The organism is Hydrotalea lipotrueae (assembly GCF_019249625.1).
GTDB classification, from domain to species: domain Bacteria; phylum Bacteroidota; class Bacteroidia; order Chitinophagales; family Chitinophagaceae; genus Hydrotalea; species Hydrotalea flava.
Genome location: NZ_JAESDL010000004.1, coordinates 81,150 through 104,698, shown reverse-complemented (window position 1 = coordinate 104,698; position 23,549 = coordinate 81,150). Strand labels below are relative to the sequence as shown.

Annotated in this window: 19 protein-coding genes and 1 other RNA gene; 14 read left to right on the top strand and 6 right to left on the bottom strand. The window is 39.3% G+C overall.

Annotated elements, in window-relative coordinates; translation table 11 throughout:
• Position 1: 1 nt before the first annotated feature.
• Positions 2–784 carry a hypothetical protein gene (locus JK139_RS04340; protein WP_218330656.1) on the bottom strand — a complete coding sequence of 261 codons (783 nt, stop codon included), beginning with the start codon at positions 782–784 and terminating at the stop codon, positions 2–4.
• Positions 785–957: 173 nt separating this feature from the next.
• Here JK139_RS04340 and proS point away from each other — a divergent pair, with 173 nt between their 5' ends.
• Positions 958–2,436, top strand: coding sequence for a proline--tRNA ligase (gene proS, locus JK139_RS04335; protein ID WP_074420736.1), 1,479 nt, complete (start codon positions 958–960; stop codon positions 2,434–2,436).
• A 138-nt stretch (positions 2,437–2,574) separates the two neighbouring features.
• Positions 2,575–3,288, top strand: coding sequence for a tRNA pseudouridine(55) synthase TruB (gene truB / locus JK139_RS04330; RefSeq protein ID WP_228733114.1), 714 nt, complete (start codon positions 2,575–2,577; stop codon positions 3,286–3,288).
• Between the two features lie 137 nt (positions 3,289–3,425).
• Here truB and JK139_RS04325 read toward each other — a convergent pair whose 3' ends face one another.
• Positions 3,426–5,846, bottom strand: a complete 2,421-nt coding sequence (locus JK139_RS04325; RefSeq protein ID WP_218330655.1) for a BamA/TamA family outer membrane protein — start codon at positions 5,844–5,846, stop codon at positions 3,426–3,428.
• Positions 5,847–5,850: 4 nt separating this feature from the next.
• Here JK139_RS04325 and JK139_RS04320 point away from each other — a divergent pair, with 4 nt between their 5' ends.
• Positions 5,851–6,579, top strand: a complete 729-nt coding sequence (locus JK139_RS04320; RefSeq protein WP_075051702.1) for a TrmH family RNA methyltransferase — start codon at positions 5,851–5,853, stop codon at positions 6,577–6,579.
• On the opposite strand, the gene JK139_RS04315 is transcribed toward JK139_RS04320, so the two are convergent.
• The gene (locus JK139_RS04315) at positions 6,566–7,822 is read right to left on the bottom strand and encodes an ABC transporter permease (RefSeq protein ID WP_228733113.1); all 1,257 of its coding nucleotides are present in this window, start codon (positions 7,820–7,822) and stop codon (positions 6,566–6,568) included. The genes JK139_RS04320 and JK139_RS04315 overlap by 14 nt on opposite strands.
• An 85-nt stretch (positions 7,823–7,907) precedes the next feature.
• Between JK139_RS04315 and JK139_RS04310 the strand changes: the two genes are divergently transcribed.
• Entirely contained in the window at positions 7,908–9,182 is a 1,275-nt protein-coding gene (locus JK139_RS04310; RefSeq protein ID WP_074420434.1) for a type IX secretion system plug protein, read from the top strand.
• A 27-nt stretch (positions 9,183–9,209) separates the two neighbouring features.
• On the opposite strand, the gene JK139_RS04305 is transcribed toward JK139_RS04310, so the two are convergent.
• On the bottom strand, positions 9,210–10,871 hold the full coding sequence (locus tag JK139_RS04305) for a glycosyltransferase family 39 protein (protein WP_143439259.1): 1,662 nt from the start codon (positions 10,869–10,871) through the stop codon (positions 9,210–9,212).
• A 280-nt stretch (positions 10,872–11,151) separates the two neighbouring features.
• Here JK139_RS04305 and ffs point away from each other — a divergent pair.
• The 3 genes from ffs to JK139_RS04290 all read left to right on the top strand — a co-directional run bounded on the left by ffs (position 11,152) and on the right by JK139_RS04290 (position 12,844).
• An RNA gene (gene ffs, locus JK139_RS04300) (signal recognition particle sRNA small type) lies at positions 11,152–11,251 on the top strand.
• A gap of 71 nt (positions 11,252–11,322) precedes the next feature.
• Positions 11,323–11,973: a fructose-6-phosphate aldolase gene (gene fsa, locus JK139_RS04295; protein ID WP_074420432.1), complete on the top strand. Its 651-nt coding sequence runs from the start codon at positions 11,323–11,325 to the stop codon at positions 11,971–11,973.
• A 79-nt stretch (positions 11,974–12,052) separates the two neighbouring features.
• Positions 12,053–12,844 (top strand): M90 family metallopeptidase, encoded by a 792-nt coding sequence (locus tag JK139_RS04290; protein WP_075051701.1) that lies wholly within the window; start codon positions 12,053–12,055, stop codon positions 12,842–12,844.
• 8 nt (positions 12,845–12,852) lie between these two features.
• On the opposite strand, the gene JK139_RS04285 is transcribed toward JK139_RS04290, so the two are convergent.
• On the bottom strand, positions 12,853–13,899 hold the full coding sequence (locus JK139_RS04285; protein ID WP_075051700.1) for a Gfo/Idh/MocA family oxidoreductase: 1,047 nt from the start codon (positions 13,897–13,899) through the stop codon (positions 12,853–12,855).
• Between the two features lie 368 nt (positions 13,900–14,267).
• Between JK139_RS04285 and JK139_RS04280 the strand changes: the two genes are divergently transcribed.
• From JK139_RS04280 to JK139_RS04255, 6 genes are all read left to right on the top strand, one after another.
• Positions 14,268–14,411 carry an NAD(P)-binding protein gene (locus JK139_RS04280; RefSeq protein WP_179852356.1) on the top strand — a complete coding sequence of 48 codons (144 nt, stop codon included), beginning with the start codon at positions 14,268–14,270 and terminating at the stop codon, positions 14,409–14,411.
• A 12-nt stretch (positions 14,412–14,423) separates the two neighbouring features.
• Positions 14,424–15,044, top strand: a complete 621-nt coding sequence (locus JK139_RS04275; RefSeq protein WP_075051698.1) for an FAD-dependent oxidoreductase — start codon at positions 14,424–14,426, stop codon at positions 15,042–15,044.
• On the top strand, positions 15,002–15,334 hold the full coding sequence (locus tag JK139_RS04270) for an FAD-dependent oxidoreductase (protein ID WP_074420496.1): 333 nt from the start codon (positions 15,002–15,004) through the stop codon (positions 15,332–15,334). Before JK139_RS04275 ends, JK139_RS04270 begins: the two co-directional genes overlap by 43 nt.
• Before the next feature lie 157 nt (positions 15,335–15,491).
• Positions 15,492–18,032 carry a PIG-L family deacetylase gene (locus tag JK139_RS04265; RefSeq protein ID WP_218330654.1) on the top strand — a complete coding sequence of 847 codons (2,541 nt, stop codon included), beginning with the start codon at positions 15,492–15,494 and terminating at the stop codon, positions 18,030–18,032.
• Positions 18,032–18,181, top strand: coding sequence for a hypothetical protein (locus tag JK139_RS04260; protein ID WP_179852374.1), 150 nt, complete (start codon positions 18,032–18,034; stop codon positions 18,179–18,181). The genes JK139_RS04265 and JK139_RS04260 overlap by 1 nt, the downstream gene beginning before the upstream one ends.
• A 327-nt stretch (positions 18,182–18,508) precedes the next feature.
• On the top strand, positions 18,509–20,221 hold the full coding sequence (locus JK139_RS04255) for a sodium:solute symporter (protein WP_074420733.1): 1,713 nt from the start codon (positions 18,509–18,511) through the stop codon (positions 20,219–20,221).
• Here the strand turns inward: JK139_RS04255 and JK139_RS04250 are convergent.
• Positions 20,168–21,556 carry an APC family permease gene (locus JK139_RS04250; protein ID WP_074420732.1) on the bottom strand — a complete coding sequence of 463 codons (1,389 nt, stop codon included), beginning with the start codon at positions 21,554–21,556 and terminating at the stop codon, positions 20,168–20,170. The two genes, JK139_RS04255 and JK139_RS04250, sit on opposite strands and share 54 nt — an antisense overlap.
• Before the next feature lie 49 nt (positions 21,557–21,605).
• Between JK139_RS04250 and JK139_RS04245 the strand changes: the two genes are divergently transcribed.
• Positions 21,606–22,868 carry an alpha-amylase family glycosyl hydrolase gene (locus JK139_RS04245; RefSeq protein ID WP_074420731.1) on the top strand — a complete coding sequence of 421 codons (1,263 nt, stop codon included), beginning with the start codon at positions 21,606–21,608 and terminating at the stop codon, positions 22,866–22,868.
• The last annotated feature ends 681 nt before the right edge of the window (positions 22,869–23,549 follow it).

Here is a 23,549-nt window from a genome sequence, read left to right as displayed (position 1 = left end):
ATTAATTTCTGGGTCCGCGGCTACCGGAGGCACTACTGCCTGCACTATTAAATCCGCCACTTCTGCCACCGGCATTACTGCTGGGCGTAAAGGTATTACCGTTGGTATTAAAAGTTCGGGCGGGGCGGTACCAGCTATTGTTATTGGGCATATTATTGTTGCCTGTGGGAGAAGTAGAAAATACCCGGCGCACCAAACTGCCAAAACTGTTACCAGGCGCATACATATTGCTGCCTTCTTTCAGTTGGCGAACATAATTGGTATTATTGTAATTTCTATTCAGGTAGGCAGATAAATAACTACCTGATGTAGATCTGCTGATGATGGATGGGCTTTTATAGCCAATTAAAGTAGCAGCAGGATTGTACCAACTGTTCCAACCATATCCCAATCCGTAACCATAACCATAGCCATAAAATGGCATCATGCCATAACCGGAGGTGTAATAAGGGCTCCACATATTCCAATAAGGGTTCCAGCCATTATATCCCAGATAAGCCCAGTTATTGTATATTGGAAAATTATAGCGGCTGTCATACCAATAACTGTAATCATCTAAAGGTGCCCACAAATAATAGTTGTGCACTTTCATGCTTAAATAACGGTCGTCATTATAATTTTGAAACTCCTGATAACGATCTTCCTGACGGGTTTGGTTAACAAATGCATTGCCATTAGCAGGTGAATAATATAAATCATCTGGTGTTTGGGTTGATTTATAAGCGGTAGAGCAACTGCTTAGCAGGGCTGCAAAAACTATTGTTAATAAAAAAGTTGTTTTCATATTCATGCGTTTTACAAAATTCGTAATACTAAGTTACATACATTTGCTGCATTCTTTTTTCAAATTAAAATTACATCAAAAATGTTGCCTGCATTAATATTATCTTAATTTTTATGTTAACGATATGTCAATTACGGGCTTCAAGTAAATAACAAAAAAAGACACAAAAAGTTATGGCGAAAGAACTAACCTCACGTGCTGAAGATTACGCCCAATGGTACAACGATTTGGTCATTAAATCTAATTTGGCTGATTATAGTGCAGTTAGAGGCTGTATGGTTATAAAACCCTATGGGTATGCACTTTGGGAGAACATGCGCAATGCCCTCGATGCAATGTTTAAAGAAACCGGCCATGTGAACGCCTATTTCCCACTTTTTGTACCCAAAAGTTTATTTGAAGCGGAAGAAAAAAATGCGGAAGGATTTGCAAAAGAATGTGCCGTGGTAACCCATTACCGCTTAAAAACGGATCCTGACAGGCCGGGTAAATTAATGGTTGATCCGGATGCTAAATTAGAAGAAGAATTGGTAGTAAGACCTACCAGTGAAGCCATTATTTGGAATACCTATAAAAACTGGATACAATCATACCGCGATTTACCTTTATTAATTAACCAATGGGCTAATGTGGTTCGGTGGGAAATGCGTACCCGCCTGTTTTTAAGAACTGCTGAATTTTTATGGCAGGAAGGGCATACTGCACATGCCACACAGGAAGAGGCATTGGAAGAAACCCGTAAGATGCTGGATGTGTATGCCGATTTTGCCGAAAACTGGATGGCTGTTCCTGTTATTAAAGGAGTAAAAACCGCCAATGAACGTTTTGCCGGTGCAGTAGATACGTATTGTATTGAAGCATTAATGCAGGATGGAAAGGCATTGCAAGCAGGTACTTCGCATTTTCTGGGGCAAAACTTTGCCAAAGCATTTGATGTAAAATTTAGTGATAAAGAAAATAAGTTAACTTATGTATGGGCTACCAGTTGGGGGGTTAGTACCCGCTTAATTGGCGCTTTGGTAATGGCACACAGTGATGATGGTGGATTAGTATTGCCGCCTAGAATTGCACCGCTGCAAGTGGTAATTGTGCCCATTTATAAAGGTGATGAACAAAAAGCCATGATTGCCGAAAAAGCTTTGGCTATTGTTCAACAGTTAAAGAAAAAAGGGATTAGTGTAAAATTTGATGATAATGAAAATACAAGGCCGGGCTGGAAATTTGCACAGTATGAAATGCAGGGTGTGCCGGTTCGGTTGGCTTTGGGCATTCGTGATATTGAAAATAACGTGGTGGAAGTGGCCCGAAGAGATGCCAAAACCAAAGAAACAGTTTCATTGGAGGGTATTGATGTTTTTGTTGAGCAATTATTGGATGCAATTCAAACAAATATTTATCAGAAAGCACTGGCTTACCGTAATGAACATATAACATCTGTGAATAGTTGGGATGAATTTATGGAAGTATTAGACAATAAAGGTGGTTTTGTTGCAGCACATTGGGATGGCACTTCAGAAACAGAAGATAAAATTAAAGAATTATCTAAAGCTACCATTCGTTGTATTCCGCTCGATAACCAACAGGAAACGGGTGCATGTATACTAACCGGAAAACCCTCTGTGCAACGTGTATTGTTTGCCCGGGCTTATTAATCAACAATGCTCTGCAAACCAATTCACATTATTTGCTGAGAGGGTTGCTGCAGTTTGATTGAAGAAAGTACCCAAAAAATGCTGCTAATGGTGTGGGAACCAAATAGCATGTGTGTATCATTTTTTTAATTCTTATCATTGAAACAAAAGTCTGTTATACCTGCTTTGCAACCTTTTTTAGATGGGAAAATGTTGTTGTTGAATAAGCCGTTGCACTGGACTTCATTTGATGTGGTGAAGAAAGTCAGAATTACCACAGGTATATCAAAAGTTGGCCATGCCGGTACTTTAGATCCGCTGGCTACCGGCTTATTGATTGTTTGTACCGGTGCTTTTACCAGGAAGATTAACGATTTTATGGGAATGGATAAAGTGTACACCGGTTCTATTACGCTGGGAGCCACCACTGCTTCTTACGATTTGGAAACCACTCCGCAACCTGTTGCATCAACTGATCATATTACGGAACCCATGTTGGAACAAGCTACAAAACTATTTACCGGTGCAATTCTGCAAATGCCACCCCAACATTCTGCTATAAAAAAAGATGGCAAACCCTTGTACCTCTTTGCACGCAAAGGAATTGAAGTAGAAGTAGCGGCAAGGCCGGTAACCATACATTCTTTTGAAATAACAAATGTAGCAATGCCTGTTGTGCATTTTAAAGTACATTGTTCAACCGGAACATATATTAGAAGTCTTGCAAACGATTTTGGAGCAGCACTTGGCGTTGGTGGCTATTTAAGCAGTTTGTGCAGAACTGCAATTGGTAATTTTGAATTGAAAGATGCGAGTACAATTGAAGCATTTGAACAATCTGTACAAATTTTTAAAACAGATACGAACGGGTAGCCATTGTTGGTTTTTAAAAAAATTTTCTTTTCAAAACGTACTGCCTGTTGCCCAATGTTTGGAACGATGAAGTGATTGCGACGCAACAGGCGGTGCCACGAAGGTTAGCAGCCGGTATTATCAACTTTATTCAGCTATTAGAAGGGTAGCCCAATACCGAATTGTATGGCGTAATTATTGACGACTGCATTGCCTCTGTTTTCGGTCCAGGTTAGTTTATTGAGCTCTGCCCAGCCACCATTGTATTGCCGGGCCGGGTCCTTTAATTTATAACCAAAATCGAGGCGCAATAAGAAGTAGGAGAAGTCGAAACGCAGGCCTGAACCCACGCCTATAGCCAAATCTTTCCCTAATCTTTGTAAGGCAAAAACTGAATTGGGATCGGAAGGGTTGGGGGTAAGGCTCCATACATTGCCCATATCGGTAAACAATGCGCTGGATAGTTTGAATGCACTAAATGTAAACAATGGAAAGCGGTATTCTATATTGGCTTCCAGCGCCATGTCGCCAAAGCGTTCTTTGTAGTTGGTATTTGAAATAGTATCTACTAATATGGAAGAACCCAAGCCCAATTCTCTTAAACTCCATGCCCGCATACTGTTGGGGCCTCCTAAGAAATATTGTTTATACACCGGAATATTCTGGCCTGCCTTCGGAAAGGCGGCGCCGATAAAAAAGCGGGTAGCCAGTTCTGTTTTGTGGTATTTTTTTAAATAACGGTATTCCCCTTCTGTTTTAATGTATTTGAATATTCGGTCGGTGTAAATATTCAGTAACGATGTTAATGTACCCGATTCTTCAATACCCAAACGGATAAAATGGCTTTTGGAAGGGTCTCTCGGACTGTTGAATGTTCGGATGGCTGATATGGCTGAGCCTGCTACATTGCCATCGCGAAATGAATTTCGAAGAAATGGATTGTTTTTGAAAAGGGTATCTAATCCGGGTAAGGTATCAATTTTATATAACTCCACATTCAATGGCTTGAATGAAACGCTGGTGACGGCATTGGATTTACGTGCATTTTTTGAGAACTCATACCCCCAACTGGTGGTAAGAGAGCGTAACTGGTAATAATCTCTCCGGTCGGTATAAGAGCCTGCAACGGAAAGTAAGGTTCGTTTATTATCGGCCGATCTGAAAAATTTTGAATCAATAACCCTTGGGATAATGAGTTTTGGAAAGTTATAGGTATGACTTAAACTGACCTGAAAGGTTTGTAACAAAGGCGTACCCGTTACCCCCGGGTTTTGTGCCTGGCCAATATTCAATTCTGTACCCAGGCGCAAACTGGTGAGAGACTGTATGGCCCGCTTCCATAAATTTCTGTTGGTGTAAGTAAAATTAGTGGCAATACCAAACAGGTTGCCAATGGTAATATCGCCGGTATTGCGGCTGCCTTCTAAATTTACACTATAGCTTTGTTTCAGGGCAGGGGTTAAAAAAAAATACAGGTCTAATGAATCTGTTCCATAAGGTACTACCTTACCATCAACCTGTTGCCAGGCGGGTAAATGGCCCAAATCGTTGATGGATTTGTAATATTTTGATTCACTATAGGGTTGATTGTATTTTAAGTAAGTATGTTCAATTAAGGGTTTGTAAATAAATTTACCATCCTGATACACCATGGTTAAGTGTTTGTAATTGAATTGCTTTAAATTCTTTTGCAATAAAACACTATCTGGCTGGTCAGTAATTTTTAGTTCAGGGTAATAGTAAATATGATGAATGTAATATTGGGTAAGTTTACTGCTGTCCTTAAACTGGTGCTGTTTAATTTCAACATTCCATTTCGGATTTTCGTAACGGGCTTTATTGGCTTCTTCAATGAGTTTGGCTTGTGTTAATGGATCGAAGGCCAATTGCAGTAATTGAGTATTGGTGGTATCAATTTCAGCATAAAAATCGTCTTTTAAAATTTTATAATACCCGCTATCTCTGAATAAAAGCGCCAGCCTGTCTAATTCGTTACTAATTACCTGTTTGGTATAAGGCGTACCTTTTTTTAATAAGGTTTTTCCGCTGGCAGCCAATGCCATTTTTTGTAAACTGGAATCAACAGGGTGAATGGCTGTATCCAGCAAATGATAGCGCACAGAATCGATGGTAATATTTTTACCCAGATTAATTTTCATGATAATGGTAGCACGTATCTGGTTTTTTACTGTATCGAACCTGGGTACTGAATCAGCAAATTGTGCATAATAAAACCCCTGCGAGTTGAGATAGGCATTCATATACCGAATGGTACGCGAAATGTTGGTGGAATCAAATACAGGTGGATTTTTCAATACTTTGCTAATAATGGGTTGTTTGAAGGAAAGCTTAATTTCGCTGATGTAACGGGCCTGTAAACTATCATCCCAATAATTGCTTAATTCATTTTTTAAGCGTTTTTTCTCATCTTTGGATACCTTTCCGTATAGTTCTATTCTGTTTTCATAAACAAAAGGTTTATTGATCGGGTAATTTTTTACAATAGAACAGGCGGCTAAATATAGAAGTAGCAGGATTAGGGTGGTATATCGTAATAATTGCTGTAGCTTAAAATTCATATCAATGCTTAGTCGGAATGAGGTCAAATATATTCAATCTTTGTGCCACAAAAAACAAAGAACAGAAGAAGGTGTATTTATAGCTGAAGGAACCAAAATAGCTGCTGAAATACTGGCATCCGATTATACCATTAAAAAAATTTATGCAACGGAACACTGGGTGGCACATCAAAGGGATGTGCAAGTGCCTGTAACCATTGTATCGGAGGCCGAATTGGATAGGATCAGCAATCTGCAAACACCTAACGAAGTGGTATTGGTGGTGCAACAACGTGCTGAAACGCCGGTAACTGCTACACCACAGGGGTTGGTACTGGTGTTAGATGGCATTCAGGATCCGGGGAATCTGGGTACCATGATTCGAATAGCAGACTGGTTTGGTGTTGCGCATATTGTTTGCAGCACCGATACGGTGGAGTGGTACAATCCCAAAGTAATTCAAAGCACCATGGGTAGTTTTTTAAGGGTAAACCATTGGTATACCCTTTTGCCATCCTGGCTTGAAAAACTGCGGGTGCCCGTTATTGGCGCTGTACTGAATGGGGTTCCGGTACAACAAATGCCCTTTTTACCCAATGCAGTATTGCTCATTGGAAGTGAGGGAAGTGGTATTCGGCAAGCGATATTATCTGCCATTACACACCCTGTTACTATTCCCGGCAAAGGGCAGGCGGAGTCGTTGAATGCAGCAGTAGCTGCGGGTATTTTACTATCGCATCTTACCGGAAAGTAATGGCTTTTACCGGTTGAATTTTTTTAACCAGTGCAGTAGGCACCATTAATGCCAACAAACAAACCAAAGCAGTAGCTACACAAACTAATACAACCTGCCATCCAATAATATGAACAGGCGCCACTGATACATAATAATTGCTTTCATCTAAGTGAATAAATCCGGCAAATTGTTGCAGCAAACATATACCCAGCCCGGCAATTAAGCCAATGCCAATACCAAAACCTGCAATAAACCAGGCATAGAGCAGAAATATTTTTTGTATCAGCCAATCGTTGGCGCCAATGGCTTTCAGAATGCCAATCATTCTTGTGCGTTCTAATACCAGAATGAGCAGGCAGGTAACCAAATTAATAATGGTTACAATTGACATTACGATAAAAATTACATTGCGGTTTACATCTTGTATATTCAACCAGTCGAAGATATTCGGGTATACATCCTGAATGGTTTTGCTGCTCCAGACATTGGGAAGCTGATTCAGTAATGCCTGGTTCACACTATTCATGTCCTTGTAATTATTTAAAAAAACCTCGTAACCTCCAATAGCATTGGCAGGCCAGTTATTAATGCGGCGAATGAGGCGTATATCACCAATTGCAAACAGTTTATCATATTCTTCAATACCTGTTTTATACAGGCCAACAACTTTCAGTTTACGGTAGGTATTGCCACTGCCATCAGTTGAAATAAAGAAAATACGCAGGGTATCGCCTAATTGAATATTGAGTTTATTGGCAATATTTGTTGAGATGATGATTTCTTTGGAATAGCTGCTGTCATTAAACTGCAGCCATCTTCCTTTTTGTAAAAACGGTTTTAGCCGGGAACTGTCATCTCCTGCATTAATACCTTTGAATAAAGTGCCTTCAATTTCCCGGTGATAAGCCAATACGGCACTTTTGGTAGCATATACCTGAACCTGCTGAATACCTTGTTGGTGGTGCAGAATATATTCTACAGTATCATTGCGCTCAATGGGCGTTTCTTCTGCTACCAGGGCTTTATCTACTTCAAAATGTTGTACGCGTATATGTCCCCAGAAACTGAACACCTTTTCAGAAATGGTTTCCTGAAATCCATTTACAAAGGCTAAGGTAACAATCATCGACATAACGCTTACCGCAGTAGCCACTATGGCCAAACGAATAATAAATCGCGAAAATGTTTTTTCGTGGTTAAAAGTTATTTTTCTGGCAATATAAAAAGCAACATCCAAGGCAACGGTTTTAAAATGTTTCAAAACTACGTGCTGCGGGGCAATCAGCAAAACCAATTAAATTATGGCAATAATCAGCAGTATTGTATTTTTATTAAAAGTTTGAAACATGAAATGGCTACAGCTATTGGTGGTAATGTTGTTATGCACTTCGTTGCAGGCGCAAATCTATGTTGATTCGGTGTATATGCCATCCATTGGCAATGTATCTTTCTTCAAACAAAACAATCAGCAAAGCATGCCCGTTATTCACCTCAATTCCGGTGAATTATTGGAATTGTATTTTGACGATTTGGTAGCTTATCCCAAAAATTTTTATTACACTTTTGTGTTGTGTAATGCCGACTGGACACCGGCTGATGTAAGTATATTTGATTATCTGAAAGGATTTCAGCAACAGGCTATTAACCAATACCGCATTTCCTCCATTACGCCACAGCAATACGTTTCTTATCAGTTGGTATTACCCGATGCCAATGCCATGCCGGCTGTAAGCGGTAATTATATTTTAAAAGTGTTTTTAGATGGCGATACTTCTAAATTGGCATTTACCCGCCGTTTTTTTGTAGTACATAACCGGGTTGATATTTTGGCCAATATTGCTCAGCCTTTTACCAGTCAGTTATTTTTAACACATCAAAAAGTACAGTTAAGCATCAATACCCGCGAATTAAATATTTTAAATCCGCAACAGCAATTAAAAGTGCTAATTATGCAAAACTATCGCTGGGATAATGCTATTAAAGGAATACAGCCTATTTTTATTAATAACAATATTTATCAATACAATGCCGAGCAGGATTGTATTTTTCCCGGCGGGAAAGAATATCGTTGGGCTAATTTAGAAAGCTTTCGCTATCAGAGTGAACGGGTAGCGGCTGTTGATAAGGGTACTTTTCCCTATCAGGTGTATTTGAAAAACGATTACGATTTATCGGGTCAGCCTTATTTATTGATGAACGATATGAATGGCTGGTATATGATCAGCACCACTGAAATGGTGAATCCCTGGTGGCAAACCGATTATGCTTATGTGCATTTTAGTTTTGTTCCGCCGGGCAATCATCCTTTTACCGGACAAAACGTATACATTCTGGGTGCACTAACGGGTAATCGCTTAACCCGTAATGCCCAAATGCAATTCAATGCCGATAAGGGTATTTATGAAAAAACGCTTTTTTTAAAACAAGGGTATTACAATTATACCTATGTTACCCAACCTACCGATGATCCTAATGCCCCCGGGTCATTAAAATTAACCGATGGCAATAGTTGGGAAACGGAAAACGATTATACCATTTTTGTGTATTACCGTTCTTTAAATGACCGATATGATGAATTAGTAGGTGTTACCACCATAAATTCCAGATTTAACCGACAGTAAGGCAATCCGATCCTCTCTCGGTCGGTATTATTCAATAACAACGGGCATGGTTTTGCTATTGGGGGTATTTCCCAGGCAATTGCCGGTGTACAGGGTTAATTGGTAATTGCCTTTAGCCAAAGCCGGTATGGCAATATACATGGTATCCTGCATAGAAGCTTGCGGAGCTATACATTGTTGGGGCAGTGGATTGTTATTAGGGAGTAATATATACTGTTGTGCTTTCACCAGTACAATACCAGATACGGTACTAAAATCGCTGCTTTGTAAACAATATGGCTGTAGCCCATTGTTTTGTAATAGAAAAGGGATGCGCAAAGTATCGCCCTGATGAATAGGGGTATGGGGTAGGGTATAGTTGAAGTGAAGGGCTTGTGTAATATACAGGGAGTCGGTACCAAACCCATACCATATGCTGCCATTGGCATAATAAGTGCTTGCTTTCCCTTGATAATTACCTACACAAAAAGCCGGTTTACCCAACCAGTTGTATTGAAAATTCCAGATGTCAAACTGCGATTTCCGATTTTGTAAAGTGGGAAATGAAATAGCAGTATCTCCGGTAAAGTAGGTATATAATGCAGGTTCAATATGATTGTTGGCAAAAATAACCGGCCGATGCGCAGCCGCCCTTGCAATAGATTGGTAGTAAGCCGGTTTTGCTGAAAAGCCCAATTGTTCCGGTACCCAACCGGCAATTAAAGCCACACGCAGCATCAAAATTAAAACGGCAGAAAAAGCCAGCAGTTTTCGAATATTTTTAAAAAAGGCAGTATGCTCATGCAGGTGCTCATTTATTGCAATAAGCATAGGTACAGCGGTTACAATGGTCCAGTGCGGTTCTGCATGCCCCCGAAAAGTACTTATCCAAAAAACAATAAAAATACCTGCTATATTATAATACAATGCCCGTTGATAATAGTCTTGGTAGCGATACTTCACCAAAATATATGCGGCAGCTATCCATATAAAGGGATTAAAGGCCAGCATTTGGTTGGGAACATATTCTAAAAAATACGCCCATTTAAATGGTTCTGCCCGGTCTACTGCATGAAATTGTAAGGAAGGGAACCGATGGCTAAATTGCCAATAGACATGTGGTAAAAAAAGTATCAAACTACTGAGTGCTATTATGTAAAAGGCCGGTTTTTTGAACAGTGCTTTATTAGATGCAACGGTAAAAAATACCACCAATATGCCTTGGTATTTGCTGTATAACAAACCTGTTACACTTACAATCATGATAAGTATAGTAGCGGTATCTGTTTTTTGCAGAAATTGCTGATAGGCAAAGAAAAATAAAGCCGTAAAAAATAGTAATGGCGCATCGGGTGTAGTAATAAAGCCATACACGGAAAACATCACCATTACAAAGGCTGATAAAAAAAAGAATATAATTTGTTGTTGTGATACAGGTGATTTAAACCGTAGTTGATGCCAAATGAGCCCCAGTGTAAGTGGTTGAAGTACCACAGTAACAAAACGAACTTTTAAAATATCATGAAAAAACCAAGAACCTATTCTAATTATCCAGGCTACAAAAGGGGGATGGTCAAAATACCCCCAACTTAAGTGTAAACTGTACAAATAGTAGTACGTTTCATCTTCCTGAATATTGGTAAACCGGGCTTGTACCAGGTTCATTACCAACCAAATAACCAATAGCCCATAAACTTGTTTCTTCTCCATTACACACAATAAAAAACTGGTCAAAAAAAAATAGTTTTTTTATCGGGTAATGGTGAATGCAGGTGTTGTTGCGTTGTTGTATACCATTGGTAAATAGGGTAAATAACAACAGGTGCAAAATTACTATTTTTATTAGATGGTATCCAGTTTTTTTCTACCTATATCCATTGCAAAAAGAAAGCATACATTCTGCTTAGGTAGCTAACCGGTTGGTGGGCTGTTAACAGCAGTTCTTAAAAATGAAGTTTAAAAATTTAATTAGTTGCCTTACATTTGCAGCCGGCAGGTCTTACACGACCAGCTCCTGCTGAACCTCCCCAGGGCAGGAATGCAGCAAGGATAAGCGGTTGTAGCGGTGCGATGTGAGTAGCCTGCCTTTTTATTATGCTCAATGCTTTCGTAAAAGCAATTATTCTTCCGTCTATTGTTCACGTTTTAAATATAATTCATCATGAAATTTTTTATTGATACCGCTAATCTTGCTCAAATTAAAGAAGCAAACGATTTAGGTATTTTAGATGGTGTTACCACCAATCCCTCTTTAATGGCAAAAGAAGGTGTAAAAGGCAACGATGCTATAATTAACCATTACAAAACCATTTGTGAAATGGTAGATGGCGATATTAGTGCAGAAGTTTTCTCAACTGATTTTGATGGTATTATTGCTGAAGGTAAAAAATTAGCAGCCATCCACCCCAATATTGTAGTAAAAGTTCCCATGATTAAAGATGGCGTAAAAGCCATTAAATGGTTTACCGATAATGGTATTAAAACCAACTGTACTTTGGTATTTTCTGCTGGTCAGGCTATTTTAGCGGCTAAAGCAGGCGCCAAATATGTATCACCCTTTATTGGGCGTATTGACGATACCAATTGGGATGGGGTAGAACTGATTGCACAAATTGCGCATATCTATTCCTTACAGGGTTTTGAAACAGAAATATTGGCAGCCTCCATCCGTAGCTCATTGCATATTGTAAAATGTGCCGAAGCCGGTGCCGATGTTTGCACTTGTCCATTAGATTCTATCCTCGGTTTATTGAAACACCCTTTAACCGATATAGGATTGGCTAAGTTTTTAGAAGATGCCAAAAAAATGTAAATACAATCACATTCATTCTTTTAAAAAAATCTACATATAAACTGTGTAGATTTTTTTTAACATTTAAAACAGAGATGACATGACAGGTTGGATGTTATTGGTGGTTTCAATTGCATTGGTGGCTATTCTTATATTTTGGCCCAAACAAAAAAAATCAAAACCGATGCCGGTATCCTGGCAACAATTGCTATTGCAACACCTTCATTTTTACCGGCATTTGAGTGAGGCAGAACAAAAATTATTTGAGAAAAGGGTAATGGATTTTTTGCAATATGTACAGATACATCCTGTAAAAACTACGCTCACCGATTTGGATAAAATACTTATTGCCAGCAGCGCCATTATACCCATCTGGGGCTTCCCCAACTGGCACTATTATAACTTAAAACACATTTTATTGTATCCCAATGCTTTTGAAGAAAAAACCTTTCAGATAGAAGGTATGAACCGAGATGTATTGGGAATGGTAGGTACAGGCACCTTAAACCAAATGATGATTTTATCGCAAAAAGCGCTTAGAGAAGGTTTTATGAATGAACACTCGAAAAGTAATACCGCCATTCATGAATTTGTACATTTATTAGACAAAGCCGATGGTGCTACCGATGGTATTCCTGAAAATTTATTGGAAAAACCCTATATATTACCCTGGGTGCAGTTAATGCACCAAACCATTCAGGAAATGCAGGCCGGACAGAGCGATATCAATATTTATGGCGCCACTAATCCCGCCGAATTTTTAGCGGTGGTGAGTGAATATTTTTTTTCTCAGCCACATTTGTTACAACAGCATCATCCGCAATTGTATGCATTGTTAGAAAAAACATTTCGTCAATATCCTGCTCAACTACTTCAAACATCTGATCAATGATGCTCAATTTAGCTCAGCATTACTTTGCATCCCTTTTGGTTACTTTCAAAAGCTTTTTCAATAATAGCAATTACAGCTGTGCTTTCATCAATGGTAACGGGCAGGGGTTGCTGATTCACTAATGCCTGATACAACGCCTCAAAATAACCCATATAATCACCTTTTTCAGTAGGTACATTTTCCCGTATTATTTTTCCGTCTATTGCTGTATGCAATAAACCCTGTTCAGCTTCGGGTTCAATACCCCAATTGGGCGTGGTTGGTTTTTTGCCTTCTATTAAATGATTTTCCTGCACATCTGCCTTCGATTTTAAAAAACTGCCGGCTGTTCCAAATACAATGTAACCCGGTAGGGGTTCCCGCACAAAATAGCCGCTTTTTAAACGTACCCTGCAATGTTTGTAATACAATAGCAATTCAAAATAATCATCAATCACAGAGCCTGGCCGGGTAACAGCAATATCTGCAAACAAAGCTTCGGGTTTACCAAATAATTGCAAAGCCTGGTCAATTAAATGCGAACCTAAATCATACAAAACACCGGTGCCCGGCTTGCCGGTTTCCTTATGTGCTTTTGAACTTAAGTGAGGTGCATATCGGTCGAACCGAAATTCAGCTTCCACTATAGTACCCAATACCCCAGAATCAATGATGCGTTTGGTAGTTAAATAATCGCTGTTGTAGCGACGGTTTTGGTACGGACAAATTATTTTACTCTGTTGCAAAGCCAATGATTTTAGGGCATTGGCTTCTTCAGTAGTTACAGTAATGGGTTTTTCTAATACTACATTTTTTCCTGCCAATAAAGCCTGCCGGGTATATTCATAGTGCGTATCATTGGGTGTATTCACTATCACCAAGTCAATATCATCTGCCAGCAGTTCTTCTAATGTATTGTAACTTTTGGCATAGGGATAAATTTGTTGAATTTGCTTTTTAGTTCTTTCCCAGGCACCCACTAAAATATAACCTGGATGCGCATCAATAAAGGGTGCATGAAATACTTTTCCACTCATGCCAAAAGAAAGCAGCGCAGTTTTAATCGGTGCATTCATCAGTTCAATGATTTAATATTTTAATTAATGTGCATATTTAATCAACTGCCCGAAGCTACAATTTTTTTTAGTGGTTTGCAGGATGATTTTTTCAACTCGTTATAAATAACTATTATATATGCATGCAGGGTGTTTGATTACATTTGTTTTTAAAAAATTGTAATGTATTAAACAAAAATTAAAATATTTTTTACAAAAAAATGGAGGTTTTATTTGTTGATGCTTTTTTTATTTAAAATAGATCGTATGATGTATCTATTGGATGGCATGGGTGAATTTGTTAAAAGTGGCCATGAAATCAATAGCTTGTATGCATTACAAGTGGTTGTACAATGGATGAAGCAATGTTAAAAAGAGAAAAGTGCTGCATGAATGCAATAATCATTATAGGCGGAGGTTTAAACGGATTGGTAGCTGCTTGGCGTTTACAACAATTAGGGGCAGATGTGCTGGTTGCTGGTGGTAGAAGCACAGCCCAATTTGGGAGGCAGAATCCAGACACATTTGGGTAAAAAGATACGCCCATGGAAATGGGTGCTACCTGGTTTGGACCGCAACATCAATATCTGCAACAATTGATGCAGGAATTGAAAATTGACCGTTTTCATCAATGGCAGGGTGGTTATGCCATGATAGAGGCACAGGGCGAGATAGGGCTATATGCCCTGCCACAACAGGCCGATCCGTATTTTCGCATTGCAGGCGGCAGCAGCGCGTTAATCCGTACACTGGCGGATGCTATTGGCAGTCATCATATACACACGGCAACCACCATACAAAGTATTACAGATAAAGGTGATGGTTTGGAATTAACTGCTACCAATGGAACACTAAACCAGACTGCCGGTATTATTTTGGCCATTCAGCCGCAATTAGCTGCGCAAACCATGGTATTTGAGCTGCAATTACTTGCCGGATTATTGCAGGTGATACACCATACCCAAACCTGGCTATTAATTTTGCCGTTGAATATGAACAACCTTTTTGGAAGCAAAACAAACCTGTCAGTACCCTATTTAGCGACAAAGGTACTGCCACCGAAATCTATGATCATACCGATGCAACCCAACAACTTTTGCACTGAAAAGGTTTTTTATTGCCCATGTTGCGCTCACAATCATTTGAAACCAGAAAAGCAATGGTAACCCGGCAATTGGTGCAATATTTTGGCGAACAGGCGGCCCATTATCTGCAGTATTGGGATGCCGTTTGGTTGAATGAAACGATTGGTATGGATGAAAAACAATTGACACTATCACCGCATCAAAATAACGGAGATGCATTGTTTACAAAAGGTTATCTGGGCAACAAACTTTGGTGGGCAGGTACTGAAACAGCACAAAACTATGGCGGTTATATGGATGATGCCGAAGAGAGTGGCTTATGTGCAGCCAATGTAGCAAATCGGATAGGAGCTATCAATAAAACATCTTAACGGTATTTTAAGCAGTTAACCAGCCATTCATCACCTCATGCAGTCAGTTTTTAAATGGTTCATTTATCTTCGTATTATTATAGAGCACATCAGCTTATCAATTGTATTGTATCTGTTACATTAAACATATTTGTAAAATTTTTTATAGAAAAAAAATATGCGAAAATTAGTATTCTTTTTTTGTTGGGCTGCAGGCCTGTTATGCAGTAAAACTGTGTTGGCACAAAATCCGCCCATTGCAAACAGTGCAACTATTTTTTTGCAGATGAAAAAATTAAATGTGCTGGGTAGTGTATTATATGTGGCTGCACATCCTGATGATGAAAACAATACCCTGTTGCCTTATCTGGCAAAAGGAGCTTTGTATAAAACAGCTTACCTGAGTTTAACCAGAGGAGATGGCGGTCAAAATTTAATTGGAGATGAACAGGGTTTTGAATTGGGACTGATTAGAACGGAAGAATTGCTGGCTGCCAGGAGAATAGATGGAAGTGGCCAGTATTTTAGCCGGGCATTTGAATTTGGATTTAGCAAAAGTGCCACAGAGGCATTGCATATTTGGGATAAAGAAAAAGTATTGGCCGATATTGTTTGGGTAATTCGCAAATACCAGCCCGATGTAATCATTACCCGTTTCCCTCGTGATAAAAGAGCAGGACATGGCCATCACTGGGCTTCTGCTATTTTGGCCAATGAAGCATATACTGCCGCCGCCGATTCTACTAAATTTCCTGAACAATTTAAATATGGCGTAAAGCCTTGGCAAGCCAAACGTATTTTATGGAATACCTACAACTTTGGCAGCATTAATACCACCTCCAACGACCAGTTAAAAATTGAAGTAGGCGGCTATAATGCGTTGTTGGGCGAAAGTTATGGAGAAATTGGAGGCGAAGCCAGAAGCATGCACAAAAGCCAGGGTGAAGGCAGGCCCAGGAGGGAAGGTAGTATTACCGAATATTTTACCACTACCGGTGGTACCCCGCCCGATAGTACTTTGATGGATGGCATTAATATTACCTGGAGCCGCATCAAAGGCGGTGCCGCCATTATTCCGAAAGTAAATCAATTGATTCAACAATACAATATTCAACATCCTGAATATTCTTTACCTGCCCTGGTAGGGCTGTACCATTCCATTCAACAATTGCCCGAACAAAACAACTGGACCAAAGAGAAGCTGAAAGAAGTGATAAACCTGATTGTGGATTGCAGTGGATTGATGGCAGAAGCTACCAGTAGCAATGAATATGCAGTAGAAGGGCAGCACATGCAGTTACAGTTTTTTGTGAACAAACGATTACCAGCTGCTTTACAACTGAAAAAGTTAACCTTAATGAGCAGGCAACAGGTTTTGTTTGATACGGCTATTGCTCAATTGTTACCTGTAAATGATAATATTGCTTTTGAACGAAAATTTCTGGTAGCGTTGCATCAGCCGGTTTCACAACCTTATTGGTTGGTGCATCCCATGGAAAATGTGGGTATGTTTACTGTAACCGATCAAACCTTAATTGGCCGACCCGAAAGTCTGCCTGCTTATGCAGTTGCATTTACTTTTTCAATTGATGATGTTCAATTTACTATTCAAAAGGCCGTACAGTACAAATACTTAGACCCGGTAAAAGGAGAAGTATACCAGCCTTTTGTGGTTACACCGCCTGTTGCGGTAAGTTTACAACCAAATGTAGTATTGAGTGATGTGGAAAGACAGGGTAAGCCTGTTGATCAGCCTGCTTTAAACTTGCAGATACAAGCCAATTACGCTGCTCCAAATGTTCCGGTGCAATATCGATTACAACAAGGCAATACCGTTATTTATACGAAAGATACTGTTCTAAATTTTGAAACCGGAAAAAATTACGCCTGGTCTGTACCGTTGGCCGGTACTTTTGATGCGCAAAAAATACCCGTTATTCACCCTTCTGTTACCATACCCATACAAGGTAAAAATGAAACTTATGATTTGAATGTGAAGAAGATTGCTTATAATCATATACCCACCATTCATTATTTTTATACGGATAGCGTAAATGTAATTACCAAACCGATAAAAGTAGTAGGTAAGCGGATTGCTTATATAGCCGGTGCCGGCGATAAAGTACCCGATGCCATTCAACAATTGGGTTATTCGGTGCAGTTGTTACAGGAGCAGGATATTACTGATGAAAAGTTACGTCAATTTGATGCCGTTGTAATCGGTATTCGTGCGTACAATATTCACGAATTTCTAACCACTAAGAATGATATTTTTAACAGGTACATTTACAATGGCGGTAACTTCATTATCCAATATTTTAAAAGTAATTTTATCAACAACAAACCGGTTCAGGCAGGTCCATATAAGTTCTTAGTCAATGGTAGTCCGCGTGTTACGGAAGAAAATACACCCGTACATTTTTTGCTGCCACAGCACTCCGTTTTAAATTATCCCAACAAGATTACTGAAAAGGATTTTGACGGATGGGTACAGGAACGCAGCACCTATCAGGCACAAACCAACGATACCCATTTTGAAGCTCCGCTGAGTATGCACGATACCGATGAACCTGCTTCCTCCGGCAGTTTAATCATGGCACCGTATGGAAAGGGAAATGTAGCGTATGTAAGTTTGGTATTGTTTCGGCAATTACCTGCCGGAGTGCCAGGTGCTTATAAATTATTGGCAAATTTAATTGCTTTACCTAAACACGAATAATGCAGATGCACCCCAGAAAAAAAATAGGTTTTTTTACGGTATTGATTATTGGTATTGCCTTAGGTTTTTTAATTAAAAATGTAAAAATCGGTTTGGTTATTGGGTTGGCTTTGGGTTTGTTTGCAGGCAGTTTGGTAAATGGGAAATAGCAGTGTATAAACAGCTTTAATAAAACTTTAGCAAAAATGCAGCAGTATTCCCGTTATAAGACTTGATGATATGAGAATAATTAGCTAAACTGCAAAAGGAATGATACTGAAGTGAATATGATGATTGCATTAAAGATTCAATTGCTTTTTAAAGGCTGTTTAATTTGTTATTATCGGGTCATTTAAAAGGGTTCAGAAAAAAATTAATCAAATGCCACAAAACAATAAAATAATTGTTCTCTCCGGTTGGAATAAATGGTACCTGTTGGTAATTGTAGTGTTGATTGCAGAAATTATATTTTTTACCTGGTTTACACAATATTTTTCATGAACCAAATTGACTGGATTGTTCTTACGCTCATATTGGTAGGCATCATTGCTTATGGGCTATACAAGAGCCAAACAGAAAAGAACCTGGAAGGCTATTTTCTCTCCAATCGTTCCATGCCTTGGTATTTGGTATTGTTAAGTGTAATGGGTACGCAGGCCAGTGCCATCACTTTTTTATCGGCCCCAGGTCAGGCATTTACTGACGGTATGCGCTTTGTGCAGTATTATTTTGGTTTACCTATTGCCATGGTCATTATCTGCATCAGCTTTGTACCCTTGTTCAGCCGTTTAAAAGTTTTTACGGCGTATGAGTTTTTAGAGCATCGTTTCGATATTAAAACCCGCTCCATTACTTCTTTTTTATTCCTCTTATCACGTGGTCTTTCAACCGGTATCAGTATTTATGCACCCGCCATTATTCTGTCTTCATTGTTTGGCTGGAATATTTATATCACCAATATCATTATGGGCGGACTGTTGATTATTTACACCGTAAGTGGCGGGGCAAAAGCAGTAGCCTATACCCAGCAATTACAGCTCATTATCATATTTGCAGGAATGGCTATTGCTGCTTTTATGATTGTACATTTATTGCCCAACGGCTTTGGCTTTATGGATGCTTTAAAAATTAGCGGCAGTAATGGTAAATTAAATGTAATTACCACGGGGTTTACTAAAAATGGGTTCGACTGGAAAGACAAATATAATTTGCTGAGCGGTATTATTGGCGGTTTCTTCCTGGCGCTTTCCTATTTTGGTACCGACCAAAGTCAGGTAGGCCGTTATCTTACCGCCAAAAACGATAAAGAAAGCAAAATGGGTTTGTTGTTAAATGGATTGGTAAAAGTGCCTATGCAATTTGGTATTTTACTCATTGGCGCTTTATTGTTTACCTTTTATCAGTTTAGTGACCAGCCCATTTTTTTTAACAATGTGGTGCATGAACAGTTACTGAGCAGCAGCCAGAAACACAATGCCATATCGTTAGAACAACAATACAACCAGATAAATGCCGAAAAGCAGGTGGCTCTTAAAACATGGAATACTGAACCCAATAAGGCAAGAGCAAAATTGCAGGAACTGAATGTACATTCGCAACAACTCAAAACCAGTTATCAGGGTTTGTTTCAAAAAGCAGGTATTACCGGCGATACCAATGATACCAATTATATTTTTCTGCGCTTTGTTGTAGACTATTTACCGCATGGTTTAGTAGGATTACTCATTGCCATTATTTTTTTAGCAGCCTGGGGGTCAACTGCAGCAGCACTGAATTCATTGGCTGCTACTTCAGTTATTGATTTTCATTTGCGTTTTCAAAAAAAGAAAGAAGATTTACCCGTTTCTTATGATGAAGCACTTAATAATTATAAAATCTCAAAATTTTATACCCTTGCATGGGGTATTTTCTGTGTAGTTGTAGCAGAGTTTGTGATTGGCATGGGCAGTCTTATTGAAGCAGTAAATGTTTTGGGATCACTTTTTTATGGAGTGATACTCGGTATATTTTTAGTAGCGTTTTATATGAAATCAGTAAAAGGGAATGCTGTTTTCTGGGCGGCCATTGTAAGTGAACTCGTTGTAATACTGGTGTTTATATTAAACAAATACAATATTATAGGGGTTAGTTTTTTATGGCTCAATGTAATTGGTACTTTACTCGTTGCCATCATCAGTCGGCTCATCCAAATTTTGCTTCCCAACAACTAATCCTTTCACAAAGGGCCATTCTTTATTACGTTTTGCTTTTAGCAGATAGGCAATAATACCCAATAGGGTTACCGTTATTCCGCCCAGCATCATGGTATAGCCGGTTGAAATAAAAATATAGAACCACATGGCTATAGCCAGCAATACCGGTATAGGGTACAAGGGCATGTGCCAGGCAAAGTACTTCCGGCCTTTTCTTTTCACCAATAAAATTAAGCCCAATGCTTGACCAATAAACTGAATTAAAATACGCATAGCCAGAATGGCATCAATTATATCACGTAATTTAAACAACAAACTAAACACAAAGGCAGTACCGCCTAATACCAATAATGATACATAAGGAAAATGTTTAGTAGGGTGTAGTTTGGCAAATGCCGAAAAGAAAGCCCCATCGGCAGCCGCGGCATAGGGTATACGGCTATAACCCAGTGTGGCAGAAAAAACCGAGGCAAAAGCCACCCACAAAATTAACAACGTAGCCACATTAGCGGCAGAAGGACCTGCTATCTGTTCAATAAAAGTACTTACCACAAACTGGCTGTGTTGAATGGTGTGCAGCGGTAACACACTGGCAATGCTTACATTCATTAGCAAATACAACACGGCAATACCCCCAATGGAAATAAACATGCTGCGGGGTATATTTTTTTTAGGGTGCATAATTTCGCCCCCCAAATGGCAAACGTTGTAATAACCTAAGTAACTGTATATGGTTTTTACACTCGCAAAGCCTAATGTGGCAGCAAATGCATGATTAATCGTCAATCCATCGTTGATGTGTAGTATGGGTTGCATAAAATGCCCATGCAACATACCTCCGCTAATAATCCAGCCCATGGTAAACAATACCCCCGTCCACAAAAACACACTGATTTTTCCAATGGCATCAATTTTCCTGTACAACAGAAACACAATAGCAATAACCACCGAACCGCTAATACATTTTGAAACCGGGGTACTATAGGGAACCAAAAAGGAAGCATATTGTGCAAAACCAATTGCCGCCGATGCTATTACCAATGGGGCTTGAATCATGGTTTGCCATACAAACAAAAAACTCATCAACTTCCCCCACCGGGGGCCATAACCTTCTTTTAAAAAATTATAGCTACCGCCTGCCAATGGAAATGTGGCACCTAACTGGCTCCATACATTGGCATCAATTACCGATAACAAGGCACCGGCAATCCAGGCATATAAATACCAGGGGCCGTTCATGCTTTCTGCTACCACACTCAACACCACAAAGGGGCCAATGCCCACCATATCTGTCATGTTAATAGCGGTAGCCTGTAATAAACTAATCTTTCTGTCTAGTTTTGGTTTGTTCATCTTCAATTTACAAAATAAGGCTTTTCTTTGTTGTAAACATACAGCAGTTATGGCCAATCATTTTCCAATGGTATACTGGGCTAACGGAGCCGTTATTTACGAAGTGAATATTCGACAATACACACCGGAAGGAACCTTTCAAGCATTTGCAAAACATTTACCCCGTTTAAAACAAATGGGAGTACGTATACTCTGGTTTATGCCCATTACACCCATTGGTAAGGTGCACAGATTAGGAACGCTGGGCAGTTATTATGCCTGCAGCAGTTATACGGATATAAATCCTGAATTTGGCACCCTTGATGATTTTAAAGCCTTGGTACAACAAGCACAGGCATTGGGTTTAAAAGTGATAATAGATTGGGTAGCCAACCATACCGGATGGGATCATCACTGGACAAAAGAGCACCCCGACTGGTATGTGAAAGATGCTTCAGGAAATTTTACCGAAAAAAATGGCTGGAAAGATGTGATTGATTTAGATTATACACAAAACGAAATGCGCAAAGCCATGATAGCCGCCATGCAGTTTTGGATGCACACTGCAAATATTGATGGGTTTCGATGTGATATGGCCCATTTAGTGCCTTTAGATTTTTGGATGGAAGCCCGGCAGCAATGCGATGCCGTTAAGCCTATGTTTTGGCTGGCCGAAACCGAAAATGTACAATACCACGATGCATTTGATGTAAGCTATGCCTGGCAATGGATGCACCAAACCGAAGCCTATGCCAAAGGTACAGCCGGCATCAATAATTTATACAATACCCTGCACGATTATTCACAATATCCCGCAGATAGTTATAAGTTGTTTTTTACATCCAATCATGATGAAAACAGCTGGAATGGAACGGAATACGAAAAATATGGCGGTGCCGCCCTGCCGTTGGCCGTACATAGTTTTTTGTGGAGGGGGCTCTCATTGATATACAGTGGCCAGGAAAGTCCGAATAAAAAGCGAATTTCATTTTTTGATAAAGATTTAATTGAATGGCAACAACCATTGGGTTTGGAAGATTTTTATACCCAATTATGCGGCTTGCGGCAAACCGATCTTATCATGAAAGGTGAAACCTTTATTTTGCCCGTAAGTGGCAATAACATTATGGCATTCATGCGCCATTGGCATAATGAAGCATTGCTGGTATTGTTAAACCTGAGTGGGGATGACAAACAAAAATTTTCGGTACAGCATGAATGGTTAAACGGTGCATTTACCAATCCCTTTTCCGGCCTGCAGTTCACCTTTTCAGGCAAAATAGATTTTGAATTACAGGGGTATGAATTCCTGGTTTACCACAAAACCCAATAATTTTATTTTACTGCATAAATGGCATCAATTAGCCATGCACCTACTTAGATACTGGTTCGATGCTATTTCTGTTTTTAACGCTGTTGAGTCGAATCAGTCTCGAATCAGTCTGCTATCAGATCAGAGGTAGCTCTGCTGACGATATGGCAGTATTTTAATATTTGGTAGTTTTAAATTGTATCATAATGAACTGATAGCATTAAACCTGCCTTAGAGAAAGCGGTTTTTAATTGGTTTAAAATTGGCCCCACCATTCAGTACAGTATAAAATGGAATGGAAGTGGCAGGTAATATTTTAAATATAAAATTTGGATGATGTTTTAAAAGTGCATATATTTATTTTTATAAATATTGGTATAATTGTACCATACATTACCCGGAGAGATAGGGAAGTAGTTCTGATTGTGGGTGAGGGAGGCGAAGCTGTAGGTATGTTAACCAGGCGTTGAAAAAAAACGAAAAGGGTAGGGTTGGCTTTACGAAAGCGTTTAAAAATGTATATGTATTTCGCAGAAGCATTATAGCACCCGAAAAATAAGTAGTATAATAACCTGTTGGATGAATTATATTTTGAGATGAAGCGTTAATGGATTTGTTGGGGCATTTTAACATAAAGACAACGGAACGGTATTTACACATAAGCAAACTACATTTGGTAAACATTAGTAGCCCATTGGATGA